This window comes from Alteromonas sp. IB21 (assembly GCF_016405965.1).
In the GTDB taxonomy this organism is placed as follows: Bacteria; Pseudomonadota; Gammaproteobacteria; order Enterobacterales; family Alteromonadaceae; genus Alteromonas.
The window spans coordinates 10,916-36,546 of the sequence record NZ_JAEFCD010000017.1; the positions used below are offsets into that span (position 1 = coordinate 10,916).

The 25,631-nt window shown below is 46.2% G+C and carries 18 protein-coding genes and 1 riboswitch; of the genes, 8 read left to right on the forward strand and 10 right to left on the reverse strand.

The window, feature by feature from the left end; all coding sequences use genetic code 11:
• Nucleotides 1-127: 127 nt before the first annotated feature.
• A complete protein-coding gene (locus tag JC525_RS12405) occupies nt 128-3,283 on the reverse strand; it encodes a WD40/YVTN/BNR-like repeat-containing protein (protein WP_198816122.1) in 3,156 nt (1,051 codons plus the stop codon).
• A gap of 215 nt (nt 3,284-3,498) precedes the next feature.
• Nucleotides 3,499-4,056 carry a manganese efflux pump MntP gene (locus tag JC525_RS12410; RefSeq protein ID WP_198816123.1) on the reverse strand — a complete coding sequence of 186 codons (558 nt, stop codon included), beginning with the start codon at nt 4,054-4,056 and terminating at the stop codon, nt 3,499-3,501.
• 40 nt (nt 4,057-4,096) lie between these two features.
• Nucleotides 4,097-4,239, reverse strand: a riboswitch (yybP-ykoY riboswitch).
• A 337-nt stretch (nt 4,240-4,576) separates the two neighbouring features.
• On the opposite strand from JC525_RS12410, the gene JC525_RS12415 reads away from it, so the two are divergent.
• On the forward strand, nt 4,577-5,134 hold the full coding sequence (locus JC525_RS12415; RefSeq protein ID WP_198816124.1) for a DUF1439 domain-containing protein: 558 nt from the start codon (nt 4,577-4,579) through the stop codon (nt 5,132-5,134).
• Nucleotides 5,135-5,162: 28 nt separating this feature from the next.
• Here the strand turns inward: JC525_RS12415 and JC525_RS12420 are convergent, their stop codons facing one another.
• Together JC525_RS12420 and JC525_RS12425 are read right to left on the reverse strand one after the other, a co-directional pair.
• Nucleotides 5,163-6,578: an MBL fold metallo-hydrolase RNA specificity domain-containing protein gene (locus JC525_RS12420; RefSeq protein WP_071952594.1), complete on the reverse strand. Its 1,416-nt coding sequence runs from the start codon at nt 6,576-6,578 to the stop codon at nt 5,163-5,165.
• Nucleotides 6,579-6,598: 20 nt separating this feature from the next.
• On the reverse strand, nt 6,599-8,254 hold the full coding sequence (locus JC525_RS12425; protein WP_198816125.1) for a Na/Pi symporter: 1,656 nt from the start codon (nt 8,252-8,254) through the stop codon (nt 6,599-6,601).
• A gap of 277 nt (nt 8,255-8,531) precedes the next feature.
• Between JC525_RS12425 and JC525_RS12430 the strand changes: the two genes are divergently transcribed.
• Nucleotides 8,532-10,310, forward strand: coding sequence for a protein adenylyltransferase SelO family protein (locus JC525_RS12430; RefSeq protein WP_233095170.1), 1,779 nt, complete (start codon nt 8,532-8,534; stop codon nt 10,308-10,310).
• A 26-nt stretch (nt 10,311-10,336) separates the two neighbouring features.
• Here JC525_RS12430 and JC525_RS12435 read toward each other — a convergent pair whose 3' ends face one another.
• The 3 genes from JC525_RS12435 to JC525_RS12445 form a co-directional block, all read right to left on the reverse strand.
• Complete coding sequence (locus JC525_RS12435) at nt 10,337-11,542, reverse strand: M24 family metallopeptidase (protein ID WP_198816127.1); 1,206 nt, start codon at nt 11,540-11,542, stop codon at nt 10,337-10,339.
• 140 nt (nt 11,543-11,682) lie between these two features.
• Nucleotides 11,683-12,801 (reverse strand): adenosylhomocysteinase, encoded by a 1,119-nt coding sequence (locus tag JC525_RS12440; RefSeq protein ID WP_198816128.1) that lies wholly within the window; start codon nt 12,799-12,801, stop codon nt 11,683-11,685.
• A 59-nt stretch (nt 12,802-12,860) separates the two neighbouring features.
• The gene (locus JC525_RS12445) at nt 12,861-14,615 is read right to left on the reverse strand and encodes a sensor domain-containing diguanylate cyclase (protein WP_198816129.1); all 1,755 of its coding nucleotides are present in this window, start codon (nt 14,613-14,615) and stop codon (nt 12,861-12,863) included.
• Nucleotides 14,616-14,902: 287 nt separating this feature from the next.
• Between JC525_RS12445 and JC525_RS12450 the strand changes: the two genes are divergently transcribed.
• The gene (locus JC525_RS12450; protein WP_198816130.1) at nt 14,903-15,835 is read left to right on the forward strand and encodes an AEC family transporter; all 933 of its coding nucleotides are present in this window, start codon (nt 14,903-14,905) and stop codon (nt 15,833-15,835) included.
• Nucleotides 15,836-15,985: 150 nt separating this feature from the next.
• Here JC525_RS12450 and pedF read toward each other — a convergent pair whose 3' ends face one another.
• The 3 genes from pedF to JC525_RS12465 form a co-directional block, all read right to left on the reverse strand.
• On the reverse strand, nt 15,986-16,486 hold the full coding sequence (pedF, locus tag JC525_RS12455; RefSeq protein WP_233095171.1) for a cytochrome c-550 PedF: 501 nt from the start codon (nt 16,484-16,486) through the stop codon (nt 15,986-15,988).
• Nucleotides 16,487-16,781: 295 nt separating this feature from the next.
• A complete protein-coding gene (locus tag JC525_RS12460) occupies nt 16,782-18,569 on the reverse strand; it encodes a PQQ-dependent methanol/ethanol family dehydrogenase (RefSeq protein WP_198816131.1) in 1,788 nt (595 codons plus the stop codon).
• Between the two features lie 283 nt (nt 18,570-18,852).
• A complete protein-coding gene (locus JC525_RS12465; protein WP_198816132.1) occupies nt 18,853-19,740 on the reverse strand; it encodes a substrate-binding periplasmic protein in 888 nt (295 codons plus the stop codon).
• Nucleotides 19,741-19,924: 184 nt separating this feature from the next.
• Between JC525_RS12465 and JC525_RS12470 the strand changes: the two genes are divergently transcribed.
• Genes JC525_RS12470 through JC525_RS12490 form a run of 5 tightly spaced genes read left to right on the forward strand, consistent with a single transcriptional unit; the run spans nt 19,925 to nt 25,608 of the window.
• Nucleotides 19,925-21,274 (forward strand): hypothetical protein, encoded by a 1,350-nt coding sequence (locus JC525_RS12470; protein WP_233095172.1) that lies wholly within the window; start codon nt 19,925-19,927, stop codon nt 21,272-21,274.
• On the forward strand, nt 21,271-22,254 hold the full coding sequence (locus JC525_RS12475; RefSeq protein WP_198816133.1) for a PQQ-dependent catabolism-associated beta-propeller protein: 984 nt from the start codon (nt 21,271-21,273) through the stop codon (nt 22,252-22,254). The genes JC525_RS12470 and JC525_RS12475 overlap by 4 nt, the downstream gene beginning before the upstream one ends.
• Nucleotides 22,245-22,967, forward strand: a complete 723-nt coding sequence (locus tag JC525_RS12480; protein WP_198816134.1) for an ATP-binding cassette domain-containing protein — start codon at nt 22,245-22,247, stop codon at nt 22,965-22,967. The genes JC525_RS12475 and JC525_RS12480 overlap by 10 nt, the downstream gene beginning before the upstream one ends.
• Nucleotides 22,967-23,749: an ABC transporter permease gene (locus tag JC525_RS12485; RefSeq protein WP_198816135.1), complete on the forward strand. Its 783-nt coding sequence runs from the start codon at nt 22,967-22,969 to the stop codon at nt 23,747-23,749. The genes JC525_RS12480 and JC525_RS12485 overlap by 1 nt, the downstream gene beginning before the upstream one ends.
• On the forward strand, nt 23,746-25,608 hold the full coding sequence (locus JC525_RS12490) for a leucyl aminopeptidase (RefSeq protein ID WP_198816136.1): 1,863 nt from the start codon (nt 23,746-23,748) through the stop codon (nt 25,606-25,608). The genes JC525_RS12485 and JC525_RS12490 overlap by 4 nt, the downstream gene beginning before the upstream one ends.
• Nucleotides 25,609-25,631: the final 23 nt, after the last annotated feature.

Consider the following 25,631-nt stretch of genomic DNA (forward strand, 5'->3'; position numbering starts at 1 on the left):
TGTTTGAGCAATGTTTTTCAACTGCGCTAGATGCAGGTTTAAAACCGTAAATAAAAGCCGGAAGTGTCTTAATCACTTCCGGCTTTCAGTTTTATAGCTTCAGCAAGAATAAAATTCGCTCGCCTTGCTACAAACGCTCTAAATCAAACGCGCCTTGCTTTGACAACTTTTCATTAAGCGGCTTCACTTCCTCACCAAACAAGGTTTCTAGCTGTACTTTATATTGCTGCCACTTTGACTCTAAGTCTTTCAATCGCTTCAGTGCACCAGCTTGTGCCGGCGCCCCCGTTCTGTCGAAGTTATCCATTAAGAAACGGACTTGTCTATCGAGCATATTCGGCCAGTTAATATCGTCTTCAAAGGTTTGATGTTTAGGCTGTATAACTAATGCTTCCCAGTCGTCGATTGCGCTAACAATACGCTCGATTGACGCCGACACATCGCTTGCCAGCATGACGTTGTCTTCCGAAACATCACTCAACTGCGCGCGCACATCACGGGCTTTTTGCAGGTGTGCAAACAAATCGTTTAACAAGGTTTCTGTTGCCTGAATGCTCTTTTCAACCACTTGAAGCTGCGCTTTGTCGGCCTCTTCTCTTGGGTCTGGAAGCACTTTAAACGCACGAGTTTGTGCAAGTTCTCCCAGGGTGATTTTCGCCTTGTAGTCGCCCGGCATCACGCGAGCACCTTTCCAACCGCCAAACAGTTTTACATTCTCAATGCAGTTTAGTGGCTCACGGCGAAGGTCCCACACGAACGTGTTGTACCCTGCTTTGGTCGATGGGTGTTTAAATTTGATAGGGCTGCGAACGTCTTCGTTACCTTTTGCGCATTTCTCAAAAGCACTCGGTGCTGATGACAGTGTACGAACCAACTCATTGTCTGCATTAAATATATCAATGCGTAGCGTTTGGTCTTCTTCTAATGCATCTTTCAGGTAATAGCGGAAAGTCGCGCCACGGGGTGGATTTTTCGCTTGTGGCTGATCGGTCATGCCGCCGCCAGATAACAAGCGAACGCCATCAACCGGTTCAAACTGAAACAGCGCTTCATCATCAAGGGACTTATGCACTTCGCGCAGGGGGCTAATGTCATCTAAAATCCAAAAGCCTCGCCCTTGCGTTGCAACAACCAGGTCGTCACCCTTTACCTGCATATCGGTGATCGCCACCGGCGGAAGGTTTAAATCTAGCTCTTGCCAGTGTTTGCCGTCATCGAAGCTAATAAACATGCCGCTTTCTGTACCCGCGAACAACATCCCTTCACGCTCTGTATCTTCACGCACAACACGTACAAAAGCGTCTTCAGGGAGCCCTTCGTCAATACGCTTCCAGCGCTTGCCGTAATTATCGGTTTTGTAGATGTAAGGTGTGTAGTCATTTAACTTATAGCCTGCTACCGCAACGTAAGCTCTGCCTTGTGCATGAGGGCTTAGCTCAATAGCATTAACCTGCGCTTCTTTATTATGTGGCGTAACATCTTTCCAGTTTTTACCTTCATCACGGGTAATATGAAGCTTACCGTCATCAGCACCAACCCAAAGCTCGCCTTTGTTAACCGCTGACTCAGCAATATAGAAAACCGTATTGTAGTATTCAGCCCCGGCTTGTTCATTGGTAATCGGCCCGCCGTTTAGCCCCTGTTTTTCAGGCTCGTTACGGGTTAAGTCTGGGCTGATTTCTTGCCAATTTACACCGCGGTCGGTGGTTTTTAAGATCATCTGCGTGCCGTAATACACCGTGCTAGGGTCGTGCTTTGAAACCAGCACTGGCGCGTTCCAATTCGTGCGGTACTTTTGGTCCCTCGCATTGCGTCCAAACACATATTCAGGGTATGGCATGATGGGGCGCGTAAGCCCAGTGTCGCGATTATACTCCGTTAACGTGCCATTGATGGTAGTGGCGTAAATAAGCGTTGGATCGTCAGGGTTAAACGCAATATGCGCACTTTCGCCACCGCCAACAGCAAACTGATCTTCTATACCCATACCGTCACCCCATGTCTCAGACGGCGTCGCCATAGTTGAGTTATCTTGCTGACCGCCATACACATAGTAAGGGTTTAAGTTGTCAGTGATTACACGATAAAACTGCGCCGTTGGCTGGTTGTAAATGCTTGACCACGATTCACCACCGTCGAAGGTAACCGTTGCGCCACCGTCATTAGCGTTGATCATGTTTAAGCTGTTTTCTGGGTTTATCCACATATCGTGGGTGTCACCGTGGGGCAGAGATTTAATTTCGAAGGTTTTACCGCCATCAATGGATTTATGCAGCTGCACATTCATCACATACAGGGTATTTTCATCTACCGGGTCAACCTTAATGTGATTGTAGTACCACGCGCGAGCTTTAAGAATATTGTCGCCGTTCATTAGCTCCCATGATTTACCTGCATCATCACTGCGGTATAAACCGCCTTCATCCGCTTCAATAATGGCGTAAAGACGCTTAGGGTTAGAAGCGGCAATATCAACACCTACTTTACCAATAAGCTTAGGCAGGCCTTTTTCAAGCTTGTCCCAGCTTTCACCACCGTCTGTTGATTTGTAAAGGCCACCGCCCTCGCCGCCTGATTTAATAAACCAAGGCGTTCTGCCGTGATGCCACATGCTCGCATAAAGAATTCTGGGGTTGGTTGGGTCAATAGCCAAATCAGCTGCGCCCGTGTCGGCATTCACTTTTAATACGTGCTGCCATGTTTCGCCGCCATCCGTCGTTTTGAATATACCGCGCTCTTCATTCGGCCCCCAGATATTGCCCTGCACTGCCGCCCAAGCTATATCAGGATTAGTGGGGTGTATGCGAATTTTAGGAATTTGACCCCGTTTATCTAAACCCACTAGTTTCCAGGTTTCACCGCCATCCGTAGATTTATAAACGCCTTTGCCGTGACTAGTGGTTACACCTCTAATAGGGCCTTCACCCGTACCTACGTAAATAACGTTAGGGTCTGATGGCGCAACCGCGATAGAACCTATGCTGCCTACTTTAAATGTTTTATCGGATATGGCTTTCCAGGATAAACCCGCGTTTTCGGTTTTCCAAACACCGCCACCTGCAGTACCCATAAAGTAAAGGTTGGTATTACCTTCAACCCCAGTGACCGCCACCGAGCGCCCACCGCGATAAGGCCCAATAAAACGATACTCCATTTTGTCGAAAAGTTCAGGGCTAACCGTATCTTCAAGTGCGAATGCAGAATGCGAGAAACTAGAAAGTGCGCTTACGCAGATAGCAAAAGCCGCCACCATTTTCCGAGAAACCAGTCTCTGTGAAACCATAGAAAGTGCCTTGTTGTGTTTTTATTTTTAATAAGAAGAACTTCTTATACTGCTTTGTTGAAGGCGTTATGGCAAAAGTTTTTATAACAAACGCTTTAGACGTTCATAGAAAGGGAATAGGAATAACGAAATATTGGATGCGGCGTCTTTTTACGCCGCTGCTGGAAACTAATGACGCAACTGCGCTACGGCAGGGCAGTTGCGTCTATAGAAAACTAAAGTGTGTGGCTTGCGAAGATCCAAAAGCCTACCGAAACAAGCACAATTCCACCAAATGCCTCTGCTCGTTTGCCAATCAGTGTGCCTAAAGCGCTGCCCAGCATAATTCCCATGGTAACCATCGAAAACGTCGCAACGCCAATTAACGCTGAGGCTATCGCAATGTTCACATCAATTAACGCGAGACTCGCCCCCACCGCCATGGCGTCTATGCTGGTGCCTAGGGCAGTAATACATAGCAAAATAAAGGATTGTTGTTGAGACGTTGACTCTTCTTCTGCGGGTTGGAAGCTCTCAAGTAGCATATAGACGCCCAATCCAGAAAGAATAATTAACGCAATCCAATGGTCCCACGCCTCAACATAAGAAGACGCTGCGCGACCAATCAGCCAGCCTATTAATGGTGTAATTGCTTCTATCGTTCCGAACAAAAGGCCAATTTTAAGGGCAAAGCTTAAGCGAGGGCGGTTGATTTTCACACCTTTACCGATTGCCGCGGCAAACGCATCCGTAGACATGGCAAAGGCTAGCAAGATGAGAGCGAAGATACTCATAGTTTTGAAACTCCGGCCAGGCTAATTGAGTCCACGATAAAACCACACGCCTGACCTTTAGGCATGGAATTATCGATGGTCTCGCCAACCAAGAGGTGTTTGTACCATGGTAATGTGACCAATTATGTTGATACAAACTTTTCCATCAGAAACGGAAACAGGCTACTCCCCAACGAAGAGTGCAAATGTAAAACCCTTGCTGTCAAATAATCAAGTAGATTGCGACAAAATGCCCACGTTGAGATATAAATGGCGAGATGTCTATGCTTTTGATTGGCGTATTTTTCTTCAAGCAACCTTAATATTAGTAATGTCAGGGTATGCATTTCTTTGATAGCAATATCCAGAGCAAAAAGAGGTCTAGCTAGTCTAAATACGGCGTTGCCTCAGCGCTTTAACGATTTCGTTGTGCATATCCCGTCTCAGCCCTTACAATGAGAGCTACTTAGTTGTTACAGCGTCAACACTTATCGCTAGCGTTGTGTAAATCAGCATTACTTCATTAAAAGAGATAATTTTTATGCTACGTCTAATTTCTTTAGCCTTTGCTCTAACTATTGCTGGCTGCGCCACCCTTTCTCAACTATCGGTTTATACCGTATCCAATGCTGAACTAGAGCAAGTGCTTGATAGCCAGATAAGTACATTACAAAAAAAGACATCACTTGCCGGTATACCTTTGTTTTTAGATGTTGAGGATATGACCGCAACCATAGGCCCAGATGGCAGAGACGTGGTGCAGTTAGGCGCTATTGCTACAGCCCGGGTGAGCGCGTTTGGTTTGAACTATCCGGCTAAAGTCAGCCTGTCTTTAGAAGGCACGCCTTATTACGATAGCGAAGAAAAGGCGATTTTTGTGCGCTCGCTATCGCTGCTTGACAGCACCATTGATGCGGGCGGCTTTAAAGGTAACCTAGCCCCGGTGAGCGGCGAGTTTATGCAGCTTATTAATGGGTACTTGTCGACTAACCCAGTTTACCGATTAGATTCTACCAATAAAGCCGTTAGCTTACTGTCAACGGTGCCATTGCAGCTGAGCGTAGAGAACGGTCAGCTTGCGTTAAGACCCAAGCAGTAAGCGTTGAGCCTTAACCTACAACAAAGGTTTAGAACGATAATGTTTCGTTCAAATGAGGTATTGTTGCTTCCCATCCCTTTTCTTTAATGGCGCTACACAAGGCTTGTTTAGCGCCCTCTTCACCATGCACCAAGTATATCTTCGGTGTCTTTTCGAAATGCGATAGCCAATTGATAAGCTGAGATTGACTGGCATGGGCAGAAAACCCACCTAAGGTGTGGATTTGCGCGCGAATAGCAATATCCTCTCCGGCCATTTTGATACGCGTTGCGCCATCTACCATTTTTCGCCCCGGCGTGCCCATGGCCTGAAAGCCAACAAAAATCACATGAGATTGCTTGCGCCACAGGTTTTGTTTTAAGTGGTGGCGAATACGCCCGCCGTTACACATACCGCTGCCGGCGATAATTATTGCGCCACTCACCACTTTATTAAGCGCAATCGATTCTTCTGTAGAGGTGGTATAACTCAAAATAGGCAACAAGGAGTGTAAGCTTTGGTTGTGACTGTGTGCTCGCTCGGCACTTTCTTCAATAGCGTCGAAGTCCTCTTCGTTGTACACATCTTGATAGCGATGGTAAATTTCCGTAACTGCAATGGCCATAGGGCTGTCTAAATACACTTTTTGATGGGTAAGTTTGCCCTGCTGATACAGCTCGCCCAGGCGAAAAATTATCTCTTGGGTACGCCCTACTGCAAATGATGGAATAAGAATGTTGCCGCCATTCTCACTAGCTTCAAGAATAACCTGTTCAAACTCATCGAGCGTCTCTTCCATTGAACGGTGATTGCGGTCACCATAGGTAGATTCAAGAAGTACCACATCGGCTTCAGTAACGATATCTGGGTCGCGAAGTAATGCAGCCTGTGAATTTCCAAGGTCACCAGAAAAGACCAACTTTTTACTCTGCCCATTTTCAGTGATAAATATTTCCACTATCGCTGAACCCAGAATATGCCCCGCATCGGCAAAATTAATTTCAACGTCTTGCGTGATTTTACGTTTGGTATGATAGCGAGTCGATTTACACTGCTTCATAACGCCGTCCACTTCTTCTTGCCGGTACAAAGGTTCGATGAGCGGTTTACCCGAGCGCTGGCGGCGTTTATTTTCCCATTCCGCGTCGCGCTCTTGTAAAGAAGCCGCATCCTTTAACAGCACCTCTATTAGCTCAACGGTCGGCCGTGTCATGTAAATAGGCCCGCAATACCCTTCTCGTAACAAAATAGGTAAACGGCCAGAATGATCTAGGTGTGCATGGGATAGAATAACAGCGTCAATTTGACTCACATCGATAGGTAGAGGCTCGTGATTTTTAGCTTCTTCATCTCGCCTACCTTGGTACAGACCGCAATCTAAAAGCAAAGTACTATGCTCAGTTTTTAGTAGGTGCATAGATCCTGTCACCCCCTCCACCGCGCCTAAAAAAGTTAGTGTTGCCATATCAGGCTCCTTTCATCATGCTAAGAATGCGTTTGATTATCGACTTGAATTACATTTGCTGTTGTTATGCTGTCCTCTACCTGTTGAATTCGATTAAATACTTTGACCCACATTTGAGCGATCTGTAAAAGGTATTCCATACACTCCGTTGCATCAGTCATTTGCACAACCGCAATATCACCTTGTGTCGCCCCCATCACCAAAGCTGACTTGAGTTTATGATGCTCTTTTTCTAGTAAATCAAACTGCAAATTTAACGCGTCACTACTATCAAACTGTCTCCAACGAACCATTCTCATAAACTCAGTGGTAACTGATAAATGATTCAGTAATTGCCCTTCTAATTCTGGTCTTCCAAGATTTTCTCTTCGTTTGCTCAACGTTAATATTGCTGAGGATTTTTGCGCTATGGAATAAACATAGTGCTCAACACGCATAAGCAACGATAATGCGTGTGTGGTTTCTTCGCTTAGCGCCGCTCGCTCAACGCCTACGATAAATTGCGACACGTGCTGACATAGCTTTTCCACAACACTAATGTCGTTTTCCACTGCGGTCACTTCGCTAACTTTCACGGAAAGTAATTTGGGGTAAACGTTTAAAAAGCGATCCGAAATTGACAACAGTTCAAGAATAAGTGCGTTTACTGCCAAATCCGGCGTCTGAGCGATATTTTTATCTAGGTGCTTAGGTTTGGAGGCCTCCTCTTCTAGCGACACAAAACGTCTTTCAAGAAAGCTTGCTAGCCTGTCGTTCATAGGAAAAACAATCGCAACGCCCAACACATTGAATAAGTTATGAAAAATGGCAAGGGTAATGCCTGGATTAGCTTCAATCTCGATTAGCGCGGTCAACCAATGAATAAAACCAAACAAGAGTGGCAAGAGCAATGCAGCCACAAGGGCAGTAAGGACGTTAAACACAACTTGCGCAGCGGCCACCCGTTTAGCACTTGATGTCGCACCTATTGATGCGAATATAGCCGTAGATGTGGTGCCAATATTGGCACCAATGACCATTGCACCCGCAGCATAAATGCCCACTATGCCAGACGTTGCCGCAGTAATGGTCAATGCAATAGACGCACTGGATGACTGCGTAAGTACTGTCATTACAAAACCAATGGCCAGGTACATGAGAAAACCTTCAACGCCAGAGGCTTTAAATTGACTAAAGTCGAAGGTACTTACTATTCCTTCAAAGGCAGTTTTCAAACTGTCTATGCCTACAAAAAACAGACCAAAACCCGCAATTGCTATACCTAAAGAGGCTAGTCGGGTATTCGGTTTAAGCAGCTTTAAAAGCATGCCTACGCCAATCATAGGCAGCGCGACGGCTTGAATATTTAACTTGAAACCAACGAGGGCAACAAGCCACCCTGTCATGGTCGTACCGATATTTGCACCATACACAATACCCAATGCATGCCGCATACTCAGTAAACCTGCGTTAACAAACCCTAGAGAGGCCACAGTTACCGCACTTGAAGATTGCACTAAAGCAGTCATCGCGGCACCAGACACCACACCTCTAAATGGCGTTTTACTCCACGTGGCAAGCAATGTACGTAAGGCATTGCCCGCAGCTAACTTTAGCCCGTCCGTCATCATGCCGATTGCAAGTAAGAACAGCCCTAGCCCACCAATAATATTGCCCAGCAGTAAGACGCTATCCATTGGCTTTCCTTTTTACGTTGTATATCGGCTATCGTTAGCTAAAGGCAAATACGCCCACCGGTATCATTCCCGATGGTTAACGAGAGTAGACCGGGCAATGTCGACACGTTGAGGCCCCGACGTTCAGATTAATGCTGCGCATTAAACCTATGCGGCGTGCCTTCATAAAAGTATAGATAAGAGTACAATGTCTAAACGCCGTATTGTTTGTTCTTAGTCAAACAATGTGTACATTAAACAAGCTTCAATGCTGGACGTTGAATAAGGCTCGCCATTGATGTGCTTTTCGCACTCAACAGCCTGTCAAACAGATGACATAAAGCGTTGCCATGAACATGAAAAAGGTGAGGAAGTGACAGAACGAATTGAAACGCTAGATGAATTCGCAAAGCATGTAGATTACTCATTGCTTGACACGCTTACGCCCGATCCCCAATCAACTAGCGACGGTAACGACCACAACCCTCGTCAAGTTTTCTCTGGTCACTATGTGCCGGTTACTCCGACCCCATTAACTTCGCCCAAATATATTGCGCACAGCGAGACCCTGTTTGCCGAATTAGGCTTAGACGACAGTTTGGCAACATCTAAAGCGTTCACGCAGCTCTTTTCAGGGGATATGTCAGCAGTACCTGCACCTATGAAATCATTCGGCTGGGCAACCGGCTACGCACTGTCTATTTACGGTACTGAGTACACGCAGCAGTGCCCGTTCAGGACGGGTAACGGCTACGGTGATGGCCGAGCAATCTCTATCGTGGAAGGGGTCTTCAACGGCAAACGTTGGGAGATGCAGTTAAAAGGTGCGGGACGCACGCCTTATTGTCGCGGCGCAGACGGTCGCGCCGTATTGCGCTCTAGCGTGCGTGAATTTTTAGTGCAAGAGCACATGCACGCCCTTGGCATTCCAACATCACGCTCGCTGAGCTTGTTTATGTCTGAATCTGACACAGTAGACCGCCCGTGGTATCGCGAAGGCTCTCACTCCTATGAACCTGAAGTGATGGTAGAAAATATAACGGCTATATCCACCCGCGTTGCTCCCTCCTTTTTGCGCGTAGGCCAAATAGAGCTTTTTGCTAGGCGAGCTCGCTGCAACGAACACAGCGAAGCGTTAAACGAACTAGAAGCCATTGTTAAACACCTTATCGAGCGAGAGTACTCTGGTGAAATTGACACAACTACGCCGTTTGAAGAACAAGTGATAACGCTGGCTGCACTTTTTCGAGACCGGCTAACGCGTCTTGTTTCTGATTGGGTTCGCGTCGGTTACTGTCAGGGCAACTTTAATAGCGATAACTGTGCCGCCGGTGGTTTTACGCTGGACTATGGGCCATTTGGTTTTTGTGAGTTTTTTGAAGCAGACTACCAACCTTGGACAGGCGGAGGTCGTCACTTCTCGTTTTTAAACCAGCCCATTGCAGCGCAAAAGAACTTTGATATGTTCTGCCGCTCACTAATGCCGCTACTTGACGGCAACAGTGAACAGCTCGCTAAGCTTAACGATATTAACGACGGTTTTTCTGGCGTGATGGAACGCGCAATGGAGAGCATGTGGGCAACTAAGCTTGGTATTGCGAGCTACGACCACGACTTGCTTATCAAGCTGCTGCAATTAATGCTGCGCACAGGCGTCGACTACAATCTGTTTTTCCGAGAGTTATCGTCGATACCTGAAGATATGACGGGTTTGACGAAAAGCTTTTACTACCCGCCTAAAGCAGAGGTGATGACAGAATGGGAGGCTTGGTTGCAAAGCTGGCGTGAGCGGATTGAAAAGGACACTGAAACACAAGATGATGTAGCGAGTGCTATTGCTACAACCGCAGAAAACATGCGCAAAGCAAACCCTAAATTCACATGGCGCGAATGGCTTATTGTGCCTGCCTATAAAACCGCCGAAAACGGTGACTTCACTCAAATACACGCACTTCAGAAGATCCTCACCGCGCCTTATGATGAGCAATCAGAAGAGATAGAGAATAAGTATTACCAACTGCGCCCACTTGAATTTTTCAGTGCAGGCGGTGTTGCGCATTACAGCTGCTCTTCGTAACGAAGAGCAGCTGCATCTCAGTCTACTTACAGCGAATCGATGGCAGAACTGGGTTCAGTAAACCACACTGGGCCCTCGTCGGTCATATAGAAGTGATCTTCTAAGCGAATACCGAACTCGTTTGGCACCACTATCATAGGCTCGTTACTAAAACACATCCCAGGTGCTAACGGATGAGGATTGTCTTTAACCAAATACGGCCATTCGTGAATATCCATACCAATGCCATGCCCTGTTCGATGGGGCAAACCCGGTAAATTATAATCTGGCCCTAAGCCGTCTTTCGCTAAGCTATCTCGGGCAGCTTTATCCACGTCACCACAAGGTACACCGACCTTTGCAGCGTTAAATGCCGCAAGCTGAGCGCGCTTTTCGCTCTCCCATAGTGCACGCTGTTTATCTGTCGGCTCACCGAAACAATAGGTTCGAGTGATATCAGAGAGGTAGCCATGTACTTTACAGCCAGTATCAATCAATACTAAGTCGTTTTTCTTTAATACTTGCGGGTCTTTAACGCCGTGGGGAAACGAGGTTGCTTTACCAAACAGCACAATGCAAAAATAGTTACCGCAGGCCCCCACCTTCTTATGCGCATCGTTAATAAATGCTTCAACTTCTGTGGTGGTAATACCTTCATAAAGCATACTGGCAGTGGCTTTGTGCACAGCAAGGGTCATGTCCATGGCCCGCTGGATTAGCGCAAGCTCATTGTTCGATTTGTGCATGCGGCAATGCGCGGTAACCTCTGAACCATTCACAATTTGCCAGGGCTTATTAAGCACCTTAGTAAACCCATCAACAATAAAAAACTGGGTTGATTCATCAACGCCTAATTTTATGCCACCCGCCGTATTGACGGTATTCAGAATAGACATGGCAAGTGCGTAAGGGCTTTCGTGCTCTTGCCAACCGATAATATCCCCTTCCACTACTTTGCGTTCGTTCAAAGAGTCAATTTCAAACGCAGGAGCTAGGTAAACAACGTTCCCCTCTGCGTGTAGAAGCGCCCCCACTAAACGCTCACTGGCGTACCACTGCATTCCTGTAAAATACGCTAAGTTAGTGCCCGCGTTTAAGTAAAGCGCGCCTATGCCATGCTGTTGCATATAATGTTGCGCTTTGGCAATTCGTGCCTGATACTCAGGAAGAGGGATGGGTGTTAGGTCGCTTGTCATGTCGACAAGACTATCTAGTGCTTGTTGCGCTGTCTTTGTGCCGATAGTTGTGTTCATCAAAGCCCGCCTTAGGTCTGAAATTTTAAAACGGGCTCACTTTACAACACTCAAGAATAATGTCGAGATAGCAGTCGCTCCCCCGATAATTCGTTTAGTTCTTGTGTATTAATTAGATTACACGCCTCACAGCTTGAACTTTAAAGCGCACCTTTCCAAGCTTTTTCTGGCAGTAAATATAGGCCCTTCTCGCTGGTCGCGCCTTCGTTGACGATATAGCCAATGCCCGCTGCCATGACGGCAAGGGTGACGTCAAACGCATTGATGCTGTCGCCATAGCCTGCGGTTAAGTTAAACATAGAACCATCAGCCAGCAAATAAAGCGTTTTATCACCCAGTTTATAAGCGTTTACATAAGGCATTGGCTCGCTGTGGGCCGCGTTGCTTTTAAGGTACGACACATCTATTTCTTGCGCCACATGACCTACGTTTAAAATAAACGCCCCGTCTTTCATGCTGTCCAGGTGTTTCGAATTTACTACGCCGTAGGCACCTGTTGCTGTGGCAATAACATCAGCTTGGCTAGCAGCCTCGTCTAAACCAACCACTGGCCAACCGTCGTATTTCGCTTGAAGGGCTCTTGCAGGGTCAAGTTCAGCCACTTGAACCTGTGCTCCAAACGCTTTGGCCGATGCCGCCACGCCCTGCCCCACTAAACCATAACCAATAACAACCACAACTTTTTCGTGCAGGGTTAAATGGGTGGTTTGGAAGAAGGTTTGCCATGCACTTAGGCCCACCATGTGCCTGTTGTGAAGCCCCTCTTTTACTGGCAAGTCGTCCCAGTTAAAAATAGGATAGTTTGGCGCCATTCCGTTTAATCGATTAATGCCAGAGCCCGTTGCCTCCAAGCCCGATACTATGCTTGGAACTGGCTTATTGGCTTTGATATTTTCATGCAGTCGGGTAGTGAGGTCCGCGCCCATTTCACATAAATGGGTAGGCTGCCACGCCAGTGCTTTATCGAACGATTCAGACCAGTCAGCGTCGCTCATATCACGCCACGCATGAGCTGTTGCGCCTTTATCTACAAGGTAAGACACAACGTCATCTTGTACTGTAGTAGGGTTGCAGGTAGTAAGGAATATATCGCAGCCACGTGACAGCAGCCCTTCAACTAAAGGTGCCATCTTTAAGTCTAGGTGCATGTTACATGCAAGTTTTACGTTAGACAGGTCAGGAAGTGATGCGATGGCTTTACGAGTGCGCGGCATATGCAGGCTAGCCCACGCCAACTCTGCTTGAAAATCTTTGTACATGAAAAGGATACTCTGAAGAAACGAAAACGAATAATACGTGAGAAACGTGGATTTATAAATCAGCGTTCGATTTCAGCCTCATTCCACAACACTACCCTATTTCTTCCTCTAGACTTGGCTAAATAGAGCGCTTGGTCAGCTTCTTTTATTAGCAACTTAATGTCTTCATCACCTGGGGAAGTGCCTGCAACGCCAATACTCACCGTGATTCTTACCAGCTTATTGATATCATGCATTGATAAGTGAACACGTAAGTTTTCAGCAATTTGTTTGGCGTATTGGGTACGAGTGTGGGGCAAAAACACCAAAAACTCTTCGCCGCCCCAGCGAAAGGTAATATCAGAACCACGCACTTGCCCTTTAATCTCCTCTGCTACCTTTTGAAGTACCTTGTCTCCCACGTCGTGACCGAAAGTATCGTTAACTTTTTTAAACCAGTCCAAGTCGATAAGCATTACCGACATATATTTATTACTGCGCTTTCCCAACTCCCAAATAGGATAGACTAAATCTTCAAACGCCCGTCTGTTGTAAAGCGAGGTAAGTGGGTCTAGTCGCGCATCTCGCTCTGCATTATTTCGAGCTTGTTGCACCTGCTTGTAGTTAAATGCCAACGAAATAGACAGCAAAGACATCTCAAGTACCATGCCTATTTCAATTCCCCTAAACGCCCATGTGGAATACGGAATAAGACCCCATGTCGCTAAACTTGAAACGGTAGCACCTCCCGTTCCACACAAAATAGCGGGTAGAAAAAACTTGGCTAGTGCGTCACCATTTCTATAGGCAAAAATGCCGATACATAGCATCCAAAACGCGATCGTTGTCAATACAACAAGCTGCGACATTACGGCAAATGAGCGACTGCCAATGGCGATAATTATCACGGCTAACATGAGCAACACGCCGTAAATATACTTTCTAAAACGATAGAGCTTTGGCAAGTAAAGCTGAGTATCTAAAAATTCGATGGTGAATCTTACCGCACTAAATAGATAAAAAAACATCAGTGTGGGCATTAACCATTGCTGAAGGAACACAGATTCTGACCACAACAACCAAAAGCCATGCCCTGTATAAGTGAAATTAAACACCAAAAACGACAGTAGATATAATGAATAGAGCAGGTATTTGCGTTCTTTTAGATAGGAATATAGAACCAGGTTATAAACGAGTAAAATGATAAGTGAACCGTATAACGCGCCATAAAAATAGGCATTTTCGGTAGCGTTGCCCTGTTCGTCTCTTGATGTGCCTATGTAAATAGGAATTGTCATGGGGTCTTGAGACGCAAAACGGAACACAATTAAGGTTTGGGGCGTTGTGACACGATAAAACGTGGAGGGCATTCTGGTGTTTTCAGCTTGGCTACTATGGACGTTGTCATCGCCAAGACTTACATGACTTTTTCTTTGACCATCTTCAAAAAAGTACACGTCAATTTGGTCAAGCCATGCATTATCTATTTTTATTTTAAGGGGTATGAATGCACTATCTAGAGGATTTTCTACGTCATTATTTGAAAAGTTAAGCTCATAAGCAGAGTGTTCGACAGGGAGTACACCCCATATTGTTTTATTAGTAAAACCCCAGCTTACTTTGCCGCTATCGTTAGCGATGAGTGTGTTTTGCTGATATTTATCGACGATATCCTCTGCAGTAAGGATACTCCCGTCTTCCTCAAAAATTTTTAAATGCTCATTAACCAGCAACATCGTTGGAACAGGCGTTGTATTTTTAGAGGCTCCGAAAGCGGGCCCGATCGCCAAGCTAACGAGGAGAATTAAACTGACGAAGAAAAGAAAACCATTCATATTTCTATTCTTTATTCTCTTTTATTTGTTCTAAAAATTTAAGTGCAGGCCGTACCTCAATCTCAATAACAACAAACGCCAGCCAATAATATATTAAGTTACGCTTATTCAAATGGTTTGTGAATAGATTTAAGCCACTAATAGCTACACGCAACCCTTTTTCTTATAACGACTTGGAATTTGTCTTATGCGCACATGAAAAACCTTGGCATACTATGGCTTAAGCACTTGCGGTTAGCTCAGCTTCGCTCACCCTCCTTAATAGATATAAAGGTCTCTTTCTTTTTATGCTTAGCTTTATCACCAGCACGCTCATTCCCGTTCTTATTCTTTTATTAATGGGATGGCTATTTTTCCGAATTAAATGGCTTAATGAGGGCTTTATTGAAGCAGGCTCAAAACTGGTGTTTAACGTGGCACTCCCTGCCTTGCTATTTTTATCGATAGCGCGAGCAGACTTTTCTAAAGCCGCTAACCCCACCCTCATAATGGTAGGGGTTATGGGAACACTTGCGGTATTCCTCGCCTTAATGATTTGCGCTCATTTTACCGTTCAGCCTTACAAAGCAAGGGGCGTGGTAGTTCAAGGCGGCTTTAGAGCCAACATGGGCATTATAGGCTTAGCTTACTGTGCCAATACCTATGGGCAAGAAGGGCTTGCTGTAGCTTCAGTCTATATGGGATGTATTACCATATTATTTAACGTACTGTCGGTCTTTGTTCTTAACTTTTACCAAGGTACGTCGCGCTCATTAATGGGCCAAGTTACCGGCATGGCGAAAAACCCGTTGATCTTATCTATTGCTGCAGCCCTGCCCTTTTCGTACTTCGAATGGCAGCTTCCAGATACCGTAGTGAAAACAGGGGAGTATTTCGCTCAGTTAACGCTTCCGCTGGCTCTTATTTGCACGGGCGCCTCGTTGCAGTTTCGCTCTTTCTCCAGTGACTGGTTTAATATCGTGCTTAGTACAGCCAGTAAATGCGTAATTTATCCAACTGTATTGGTTGCCCTTGCCTACGCTTTTGGTTTTAAAGGGATGGAGCTGGGTATTGTTCTTTTATTAGCAATCTCACCAACCGCTGCAGCAAGCTATGTCATGGTGAGAAACTTAGGTGGTGATTACCGCTTAGCGGCAAGCATTATTGCAGTAAGCACATTGGCGTCTTTACCGATTACCGCGCTCGCCTTTGGGGTACTGAGCAAATTACAGTTAGTTTAAAAAAGACACATCTTCGCTAGAGGTACTGCTGAGTAATGCAAAGTTAAAAGGTTAACAGACAGCTGCGGTGAACCCGTTGCCACATGGTTTAGAAACGAAAAACGCCGGGTAACTCGACGTTAACCCGGCGAAAAAGGCGTAGCAGTCACCTTAATCTGCCTCTATCTCACCCTCTTCAATGGCCACAACTCGGCGTGCTTCAACGTAGGTTTTTATCGCCCAAAGTGTCTCTTGATCTAGGATAGGATCGGTTTGTCCTTCAGGGATACCGCCAAGTGCGGGCATGCCTTTCGCCGAGCCAAACCGCAAGCGCTCAACAAACCATTCGTCATCTTCAAAGCTTTCTGGATCGAGCTCGCGAAGGTCTGGATTTATTCCTCCAGACTGTGCGTGTAAGCCATGGCAGCCTGCACAGTTATTCGCGTACGCTGATTCACCAAACTTGATGACTTGGGTTTTGGTTTCATCATCAAGACTGCGATAAGGGTTAGTAAATACCCAGCCATTTTCAGACTCATCGCCATCAGTAATTGGCGGCATCGCTGAGCTATCGGCTCCTTGAGGGATCACATTTCCGTGTGCTAGCACGTGGCCTGAAAAGCCAGTCACCACGAGCGCAGCAAACAATATCGATATTTTTGTTTTCATCATTAATACATCCTCAAAAGACTATGCTTCAAGTATACGTCCGGGGAAACAGGGGGTAACTCTACTTTGGTTTCGAAAGGCTCCTCCTTTGGTAGGAGGCCACTTTGATAGCTACTGAAAAGCGCGTGGCTCACACTTAATGCTTTATCTGCGATGTTAACGTCAGGGTCGAAAGTGATGCCCATCAGGATAGTGAAGCTTTAACGTACCGTCATGCGGGATAATAGGTGACGAAAAAGATGGCCAGCACACATCGGCGCTGGCCATGCATTTAGCACTGTTTGACGCTCATCGAAGATTAGTTTTTTGCCACCTGCTGATAACGCTTAGGCAATTTAAACGTCCACACGGTGCCGCCTTGGTTGAAATGCTTCACGCGTTTTGCAACTTCACCACCCCACAAAGGCACTGCGCCGCCCCATCCAGATAGTACAGAGATGTACTGCTCACCATCCATTTCCCATGTCACTGGAGAGCCAACAATACCTGAGCCAGTTTGGAACTTGTAAACCACTTCGCCGGTCTTGTCGTCAAAGGCCATGAGATAACCTTCAGGATTGCCAGTCCACACCAAGCCACCGCCGGTGGTTAACACCCCGCCCCAAAGCGGTGAATAGTTATTATAGCGCCACACGGTTTTGCCAGTTTTAGGGTCAATCGCTTTAAGCACACCAATAAAGTCTTCGTTCACTGATTTAATGGTAAAACCAGCACCTAGATACGCCGCCCCTTTTTTATAGGACGTAGGCTCGTTCCAAATATCCATTTCCCATTCGTTTGAAGGTACATAGAAGAGTTCGGTATCTTTTGAATAGGCCATTGGCATCCAGTTCTTACCGCCTAAGAACGCTGGGCGCGCTACTACTTGCTCACCTTGTTTACCATCAGCAGATTGCGCTGGGCTTCCTGGGCGATTTTCTTCAATGTAGATAGGTCGACCTTTTTCATCGAGTCCCTTTGCCCAGTTTACTTTGTCAACAAACGGGAAGCCGCGAATAAAGTCACCGTTCTCACGGTTTAGTACGTAGAAAAAGCCATTTCTATCGGCCGTGGCCGCCGCTTTCACTGTCTTGCCGTTTTCTTGATAATCAAACGAGATAAGCTCGTTTACACCGTCGAAATCCCAACCATCGTGTGGCGTAGTTTGGAAGTGCCACACAATCTTACCTGTATTAGGGTCGATAGCTAAGCGTGACGACGAGAAGTAGTTATCGCCAGGGCGTAAGTGAGAGTTCCAAGGTGCAGGGTTACCTGTACCAAAGAAAAGCAAGCCTGTATCAGTGTCATATGTGCCACCTAGCCATGTAGCTGCGCCACCAGTTTTCCATAAATCAGCAGGCCATGTTTTACCTGGTGCACCGCCTGAAATACCATTTTCGGTTTTCTTACCGTCTTTCCAAAGGTAACCCATGTGCCCTTCAACGGTAGGTCTAACCCACAGCTGTTTGCCAGACTTCGCGTCGTAAGCATACACTTTACCCACGATACCGAACTCACCACCCGAAATCCCTGTAATGACTTTTCCGTCAACAACGATAGGTGCAGCAGTAATGGCGTAGCCCGCACGGTAGTCTTCAACTTTCTTCGACCATACTGTCTTACCCGTATCTTTATCCAGTGCCACCAACTTGGCATCCAAGGTGCCGAATATGACCAGATTATCGTAAAGCGCGACGCCGCGGTTTATCACGTCACAGCAAGGCATTATGCCGTCTGGCAAACGCGCCTCATATTGCCATAGCTCTTCACCGGTTCTCGCATCGATGGCCCACACCCTAGAGTAAGATCCGGTTACATACATCACGCCATCTTTCACCAAAGGCTGCGATTCTTGACCCCTCTGCTTTTCACCACCTAATGAGAAGGCCCATACGGGGCGTACTTCTTCTACTGTATCGCGGTTAATAGCGGTTAGCGGGCTATAGCGCTGAGCTTTCAAGCCCATTCCATACGTCACTATGTCGTCAGTGGTAACGTGGTCATTCTGAATATCTTTGTCGGTGACAACAGCATGGACAGGAGTTAACGCACTTGCACAAATCAACATAGATAGGGCAAGTTTTTTAATTGGCATATTATTATTCATAACGGTTCCTAGTTGCATGTAGGCCATAAACGGTCTGTTTCAGACTATTCGTTAGGATTAGCATAGCTAGGGGGGATGTTAATGCCTATGCAACAGCGGAGTGATTTGACTCCTCCTTTAGGAGGAGGAATGAAGGGGAGCTTTCCTTTTGCGTAACGCCTCTTCGCTTTTACCTTTTTGGGTTTTTACGCCTTTACGAAGCAGGGTGTTATTGATCAGAATACTAGAAATAAAAAGACTGCTGTTCGGAAAGCTATTGTAGAGAATGATATAGCTCAGCGTGCTATTGACCAGAATAATAGGGCGGTATTTCATAAATGGTTTTGTATTTTTCAAATAGCCGTTGCATATCGCCCTCTACCACCATTCGCGTAATTACATCACCAATTTCATAGCCAAGCGCGCGATAATTAGTGTGTACAGCAAGTCCTATATCCCACTTTTGCTTTCCTATGAGCGGAAACGCGTTGCTCGCAAGGCGATATTGCTCATTATCAACAAACTGACTGAGGTAGGATATTTGCGAGCGCAATCCCATTACCGCTTCGACGGTTCCTGCTTTCATCGCGTCAAACGCTTCTGCGTTTGAGCCATAGTGCGATGTTTTTTCTCGCAATCGGCCGCCAAACGCTGACGTTAAGTAAAAGTGGGGAATGCTGTCTATTTCCGCACCAATCGTGTGATACTGAAACATGCCCATGGTTTCCACTTCGGGCAAGGTTTGCGTGTTGTGAATGATTTGCCAGCTTTCACGGTGATATGGGGCAAACATATGAACAAGCTCATTAACCAACAAGCCCACGTCGTCACGTTTTTGAGAAAAGCTAGGATCGTAAGGCGCACGCATCATCACATCGGCCTTAATTCGGTGGATAATATGGCCCTTCCATAGGTAATTCCTGAAGTCGTCTTCTGTCGTTTCACCTGGTGTCATCCATATCAGTTCTAGCTCAACACCAAGGGCGCTCGCGATTTCACGGGCTATATCAACATCAATGCCTGTGGGGCTGTCGTTTTCAATAAGGGAAAAGGGAGGATAGTCGGTGTACACCGCAATTCTTATTAAACCGCTATCTTTAATATCGTCTAACGATCTTGCCTCCCCAAACGCAGAAACCGTTATCAGGGATAAAAAAAAGAAAATAAAGCGAAAAGGTTTAACTAACTGCACGGTTTACCCACTTATTGAAACGAACTTCTTATGCATACTAAGGGGTTAGCGAGATTTTACTAATGCTACTTTAGCGCCATAGCATTCCTCCTTTAGGAGGATGTTCTTCGGGAAAATTGCCATATAACCTTGTATCAGACAAACAGATATCGGCAAAAGCATGCAGCTGAGCTCGGGGTGGTATATGGCAAAGGGTGTAAAAAGCACGGTTGAAACACGATTAACCGGTAAGCGCGATCAAAGGCGCCTAATGTCACTCTTTTGTTGCATTCTGTTGTCGCTTTTAAACTGCGCACTAGCGTTTAGTGAAACACAACCTTCACAGTCTCAACGAGCTGCACCACAGGCCTCTTCCGCCATTATTCCCATTACCTACATAAAGTTTGCAGGCACATCGCCTCCAGGCACACCAGACTACTTAAAGGCACCAAGCAATCAGGGGGTGGCTGGTGCAAGCGTGGCGATAAGTGACGCCAATATCACGGGAAAATTTCTTGGCTATCAATTTGAGTTAACTGAAATCAGTGTGCCTTCTATCGGCGAACTGCAAGCTTACTTAGCTCAAACACTTAAGAGCTCTAGTTTAAGTGCTAACACAAACCCTAAAGCAATAAGCAGCAATCGACAAAGCGACATCGCACCTATTGTATTACTGGATATGCAAAGCAGTAATAACTCAGAGGCTGCTTCCATTGAACAGTTGATTTCAGCTGTTCAGGGTACGCTTCCTAATGCCGTATTTTTTAACGTAGCGAATAGCGATGATTTGCTGAGACAAAATGCATGTCGCCTGCCCTTGTTTCATACAATGCCCAGCTACCAGATGAAAGCCGACGCGCTAGCCCAGTGGCTTCGCACAAAACGTATTAACGAGATACTCGCGGTTTACGGAAAAACCGCTGACGACGCTGCATATCTAGCCGCGTTCAAACGCAGTGCTAAAAAATTCAAACTTTCACTTGTTGAAACTAAACAGTGGCAGGAAAGTTTTGATTTACGCAGGGCTGCTTTTGCTGAAATTCCTCAATTTACGCGAACAAGACAAACCTATCAGGCTGTTTTTACCGCCGATAGCGCGGCACAATTTGCGTATAGCCTCCCCTTTAACACGTATTATCCCGTACCTGTGGTAGGCGCTGCCGGCCTAAAAGCACTAGGTTGGCATTTTACCCACGAACAATGGGGCGCCCGTCAGCTTCAAAGCCGCTTTAACGACGGGTTTAACAGACACATGAATGAAGTCGACTTCGCCGCGTACCTTGCGGTAATGGCAGTGGCAAATGCTGCGCAGCATGGAAGTGACTTAGAGCAGCAGGGAATACTTAACACCTTGCTTAGCGACGACTACACGCTGGGTGCCTATAAAGGTCGTCCCCTTTCTATTCGCCCCCACACCCACCAATTTCGACAGCCTATTGCGCTGGCCCATGAAGACGCATTGGTGACCCATGCGCCCCTTGAAGGCTTTCTTCACCAAACCAACGAACTGGATACATTAGGCGCAACACACACTACCTGTAAGGACAAGCTATGAGTTATCGCTTTGTACTGTTGCTTGGCAGTTTAATGGCAAATTTTGCCTTTGCACTTCCTCAAGCATTTGCATTTCCTCAAGCCTATGTCACTAACGAAAAAGACAACACCCTATCTGTGATTGATATGTCGACCTTTGATGTGGTTGAAACTATCGAGGTTGGCGAGCGGCCCCGTGGGTTTATTTTAAGTGCAGACCAGTCCCACGCGTATATCTGTGCCTCTGATGCTGATCGAATTCAAATTATGGACTTGTCTACCCATTCCATAGTGGGCGATCTTCCCTCAGGTGCAGATCCTGAAACCATAGCATTGCACCCTAACGGCACCACTATTTACACAGCCAATGAAGACGATGCCCTTCTTACCGTTATCGACATTCCAACGGCTCAGGTCATTTCTCAGATAGATGTAGGCGTAGAGCCTGAGGGGCTGGCTGTGAGTCACGACGGCAGCATGATGGTAGTCACATCAGAAACCACTAACATGGTGCACTGGATAGATACAGAAACTCACGAAAATATTGCAAATAGCTTGGTTGATGCAAGACCCAGAGATGCTCACTTTACCAAGGATGACAAGTACCTTTGGGTAAGCTCGGAAATAGGTGGCACCGTCAGTATTTTCGATACAGCCACCAAGCAAAAGGTGAAGACCCTGTCCTTTGCCATTAAGGGCGTTTATCGCGACAAGATTCAGCCAGTGGGTATTGTGCTTATGAAAGATAAGCCATACGCCTTTGTGGCGCTTGGCCCAGCGAATCGCATAGCGGTCATCAATACCGATACGTTCGAAGTAGAAGACTACATTTTGGTTGGGCGACGCGTTTGGCAATTAGCATTTAACCAGGATCAGTCTTTATTGCTGACCACTAACGGTGTGAGCGGCGATGTTTCTGTTATTAATACCCACACGTTAAACGTAGAGCATACGGTAAAAGTGGGGCGTTACCCTTGGGGCGTGGCGGTTAAATGGAAATAGCGGTTCAAGAGGTTTCACATCAGTACGGCAGCCACTGCGCGCTGGACAATATTAGCCTTTGCCTAAAGCCAGGCTTAACCATGCTGCTTGGGCCAAATGGCGCAGGCAAAAGTACGCTGTTTGCGCTTATTACGGGCCTTCAAAAACTTACGCAAGGTAGTATTACCTTTGATGGTGCTAGCCTGTCTCAATCTCGCACAAGTATTATGGCGAAAATGGGCGTGGTATTTCAGCAAAGTACCTTAGATATCGACTTATCAGTAAAACAAAATTTGTCTTACTTTGCTTCGCTTCACGGCATAAGCACCGCTAGCGCGCTTTCGCATATTCAAGGTTTGCTCGACGAACTCGACCTCACTTCAAAGCTCAACACAAAAATTCGAAACTTAAATGGCGGTCACAGACGGCGGGTTGAGTTAGCGCGCTGCCTTATTCACAAACCAACCTTGCTGCTGCTAGACGAGCCTACCGTTGGCCTAGACATAGAATCACGTCATCTTATTTTGCGGGTAGTACAGGCCCTAGCTCATTCACAAAACGTGAGCGTGCTATGGGCCACCCATTTATTTGAGGAAGTGAAGCACAATAACAATCTGATAGTCTTATCGAAGGGGCGAGTGTTGGCCCACGATCAATACGAAGCATTGTTAGCCAAGTATCATCAACAAGATATTGAGCATCTTTGGCAGCATTTGATGAAGGAAGGCTCCTGATGTATTGGCGCTGTTTTGTGGGTGTACTCACCAGAGAGATGCTGAAGTTCTGGCAGCAGCGCACACGCCTGTTGAGTGCATTGGTGCGCCCATTACTTTGGCTATTTGTCTTTGCTGCGGGGTTTCGTTCGGCCTTGGGCCTTTCAATGACCGAGCCTTACGAGAGTTACATTTTATACGAAGAATACATTGTACCCGGGCTTGCCGCCATGATCGTACTTTTTAATAGTATGCAAAGTTCACTGTCCATGGTGTACGACAGAGAAATGGGCAGCATGAAAGTATTGCTGTTAAGCCCGGTTCCCCGCCCTTTTCTGCTAGGCAGCAAGCTTATAGCCAACACCTTGGTAAGCGCTATTCAGGTATATATCTTCTTTGCTTTTGCGCTATTGCTAGATGTACGCTTATCTGCGTTCGGGTACCTTTATGCGCTGCCTGTTATCGCACTACTGTCATTGTTTTTAGGTTCGTTAGGCTTATTACTGGCAAACTATATTAAGCAGCTCGAAAACTTTGCAGGGGTAATGAACTTTGTCATTTTCCCATTGTTCTTTCTATCCAGCGCCTTATACCCGCTTTGGAAAATGCGTGAGGCCAGCGAATGGCTCTATCAAATTTGTGCCTTTAACCCCTTTAGTAGCGGCGTAGAATTATTGCGATTTGCGCTTTATGAAAAACTCGAGCACAACGCGCTTGCCGTTATACTTTGCCTTTCTGCTATCACGTTTATTTTTGCTGTCAGAAGCTTTCGCCCCAAAGCCTCAAAAGGGCGCTTCTCGTGATAAAAGCAAACCTAATTTGGGCTGATGAAAGCAATAAAAGTAAAACGCTAGACGACAGTGACTGCTTACTTATTTTAACTACGCCCGAGTTATTAGCGAGCCAACTAGTTCACTTTTCAACACCCGCTAAGACATACATTGAGCAGGTTTTTGACGATGAAGGTTTTGCAGGAAATAAAGGCCAATGTGTATTAGTACAAGGCCTTAAGGCGTTTAAAACAAGTTACATCTCAGACACTGAAAACAGCGGAAAAAACAAAATTAGCCAACAATTAGCTGATGTAAAACGGGTGCTGTTTTATGGTATAGATCTTCCGCTTTTTGAAGCGTCAGATGCCCCCAATTCCTCTAGCCGTGCCTCGATTTTATCTAAAACTAATGACCCCTCCATGGTTAACCGCTTAAGCTACGCTAGCGATTCAAATTCTGCGTTTAATTCAAAAAGCACCAGTGACGTGAACCAAACTAACGCGCTAGCTTTTCGCTATGCAGAACAGCAGTTCGATGCATTGTTTAAAAAGCTCGAAAGCGTGTCGGTAACCTTGGAAAAACTGTCGCTAATTGCGCTTTCTATCACTGAAACAACAAGAAGTGACCCCGTAAACACTATTGCGAGCCATCGACAATTTTTGAGTGCGTTACTTAGAAGCTATTTCAAACAGGGCTATCACTTTAGAGGCTATAAAACGAATAAAACGTCGGAACTCGATAATCGAATTCGCGATGCAAATAGCGACGCGATCAGTGCAACCGGGAGTAGCACTGACAAAGAGAAAAATAATGTCGAGATTAGTGAGTACAACAACAATGGCACGCTGTCTCTTGCATTAGATGCAAACCGTTTTAATGACGCACAAAAGCGTCTCGTTTCACACACTATTGCCTATGAATCAGCCCTTAATGCCGCGATGACCTGGGCTAAAGATCTCGCTCACATGCCGGCCAACTTATGTACGCCGTATTATTTGGCCGAACAAGCTCAGCATCTGGCGCAAACCTTTAATTCGGTGTCTTGCGATATCCTCAATGAAAGTACGCTGCAGCAGTTAGGCATGAACGGTTATTTAGCGGTAAATGCTGGTTCACAGTTTTCAGCCACCATGCCTATTCTTCGCTATACAGCCAAAGGTTTAAAGAATTCACCGCCAGTAGTGCTAATTGGCAAGGGCGTCACATTTGACAGCGGCGGCATCACGTTAAAACGCAGCCCGGATATGCGCCATATGATTTACGACATGGCAGGCGCAGGTTGCGTATTAGGCGTTATTCAAGCTGTTGCCACACTAGGGTTGAATGTAAATATTATTGGTATTGTGGCAAGCGCCGATAATGCGATTGATGGCAAAGCTTATCGTCCGGGTGACATTATTACTATGCACGCAGGAAAAACCGTGGAAGTAATGAGCACCGATGCAGAGGGGCGTATGCTTATGGCCGATGCAATCAGCTACGCGAAACAGTTCTCCCCTTCCGTTATTATTGATGTAGCAACCCTAACCGGCGCGGCCATTAGCGCACTGGGGCACAAGGCCAGTGCGCTTTTTAGCAACTCTTCTGCGCTTGAAAGCGCATTAATTGAAGCTGGGGAACTGGCTAATGACAGGTGCTGGCCTTTTCCACTTTGGCCAGAATATCAAGACGCCATCACTTCTCAACACGCGGATATGATGAATACGGGCATAAACTCTCCTGGTGCTATTTCGGCAGGCTGCTTTCTCTCTCGATTTGCTGACGGCACACCATGGGCTCATCTCGATGTAGCAGGAACCGCTTTTACCTACACCAAATCGTTGTCGGCAACCGGCCGCCCTATTCCTTTACTTTTATCTTATTTAAGCCGCTGCGCTAATCAAAAATAAGCAATAAATCATCAAAATTCATG

Coding starts and splice junctions, on each gene's coding strand:
- JC525_RS12405 (WP_198816122.1), bottom strand. CDS start 3,283: ATGGTTTCACAGAGACTGGTTTCTCGGAAAATGGTGGCGGCTTTTGCT.
- JC525_RS12410 (WP_198816123.1), bottom strand. CDS start 4,056: ATGAGTATCTTCGCTCTCATCTTGCTAGCCTTTGCCATGTCTACGGAT.
- JC525_RS12415 (WP_198816124.1), top strand. CDS start 4,577: ATGCTACGTCTAATTTCTTTAGCCTTTGCTCTAACTATTGCTGGCTGC.
- JC525_RS12420 (WP_071952594.1), bottom strand. CDS start 6,578: ATGGCAACACTAACTTTTTTAGGCGCGGTGGAGGGGGTGACAGGATCT.
- JC525_RS12425 (WP_198816125.1), bottom strand. CDS start 8,254: ATGGATAGCGTCTTACTGCTGGGCAATATTATTGGTGGGCTAGGGCTG.
- JC525_RS12430 (WP_233095170.1), top strand. CDS start 8,532: ATGTGCTTTTCGCACTCAACAGCCTGTCAAACAGATGACATAAAGCGT.
- JC525_RS12435 (WP_198816127.1), bottom strand. CDS start 11,542: ATGAACACAACTATCGGCACAAAGACAGCGCAACAAGCACTAGATAGT.
- JC525_RS12440 (WP_198816128.1), bottom strand. CDS start 12,801: ATGTACAAAGATTTTCAAGCAGAGTTGGCGTGGGCTAGCCTGCATATG.
- JC525_RS12445 (WP_198816129.1), bottom strand. CDS start 14,615: ATGAATGGTTTTCTTTTCTTCGTCAGTTTAATTCTCCTCGTTAGCTTG.
- JC525_RS12450 (WP_198816130.1), top strand. CDS start 14,903: ATGCTTAGCTTTATCACCAGCACGCTCATTCCCGTTCTTATTCTTTTA.
- pedF (WP_233095171.1), bottom strand. CDS start 16,486: ATGATGAAAACAAAAATATCGATATTGTTTGCTGCGCTCGTGGTGACT.
- JC525_RS12460 (WP_198816131.1), bottom strand. CDS start 18,569: ATGAATAATAATATGCCAATTAAAAAACTTGCCCTATCTATGTTGATT.
- JC525_RS12470 (WP_233095172.1), top strand. CDS start 19,925: ATGGCAAAGGGTGTAAAAAGCACGGTTGAAACACGATTAACCGGTAAG.
- JC525_RS12475 (WP_198816133.1), top strand. CDS start 21,271: ATGAGTTATCGCTTTGTACTGTTGCTTGGCAGTTTAATGGCAAATTTT.
- JC525_RS12480 (WP_198816134.1), top strand. CDS start 22,245: ATGGAAATAGCGGTTCAAGAGGTTTCACATCAGTACGGCAGCCACTGC.
- JC525_RS12485 (WP_198816135.1), top strand. CDS start 22,967: ATGTATTGGCGCTGTTTTGTGGGTGTACTCACCAGAGAGATGCTGAAG.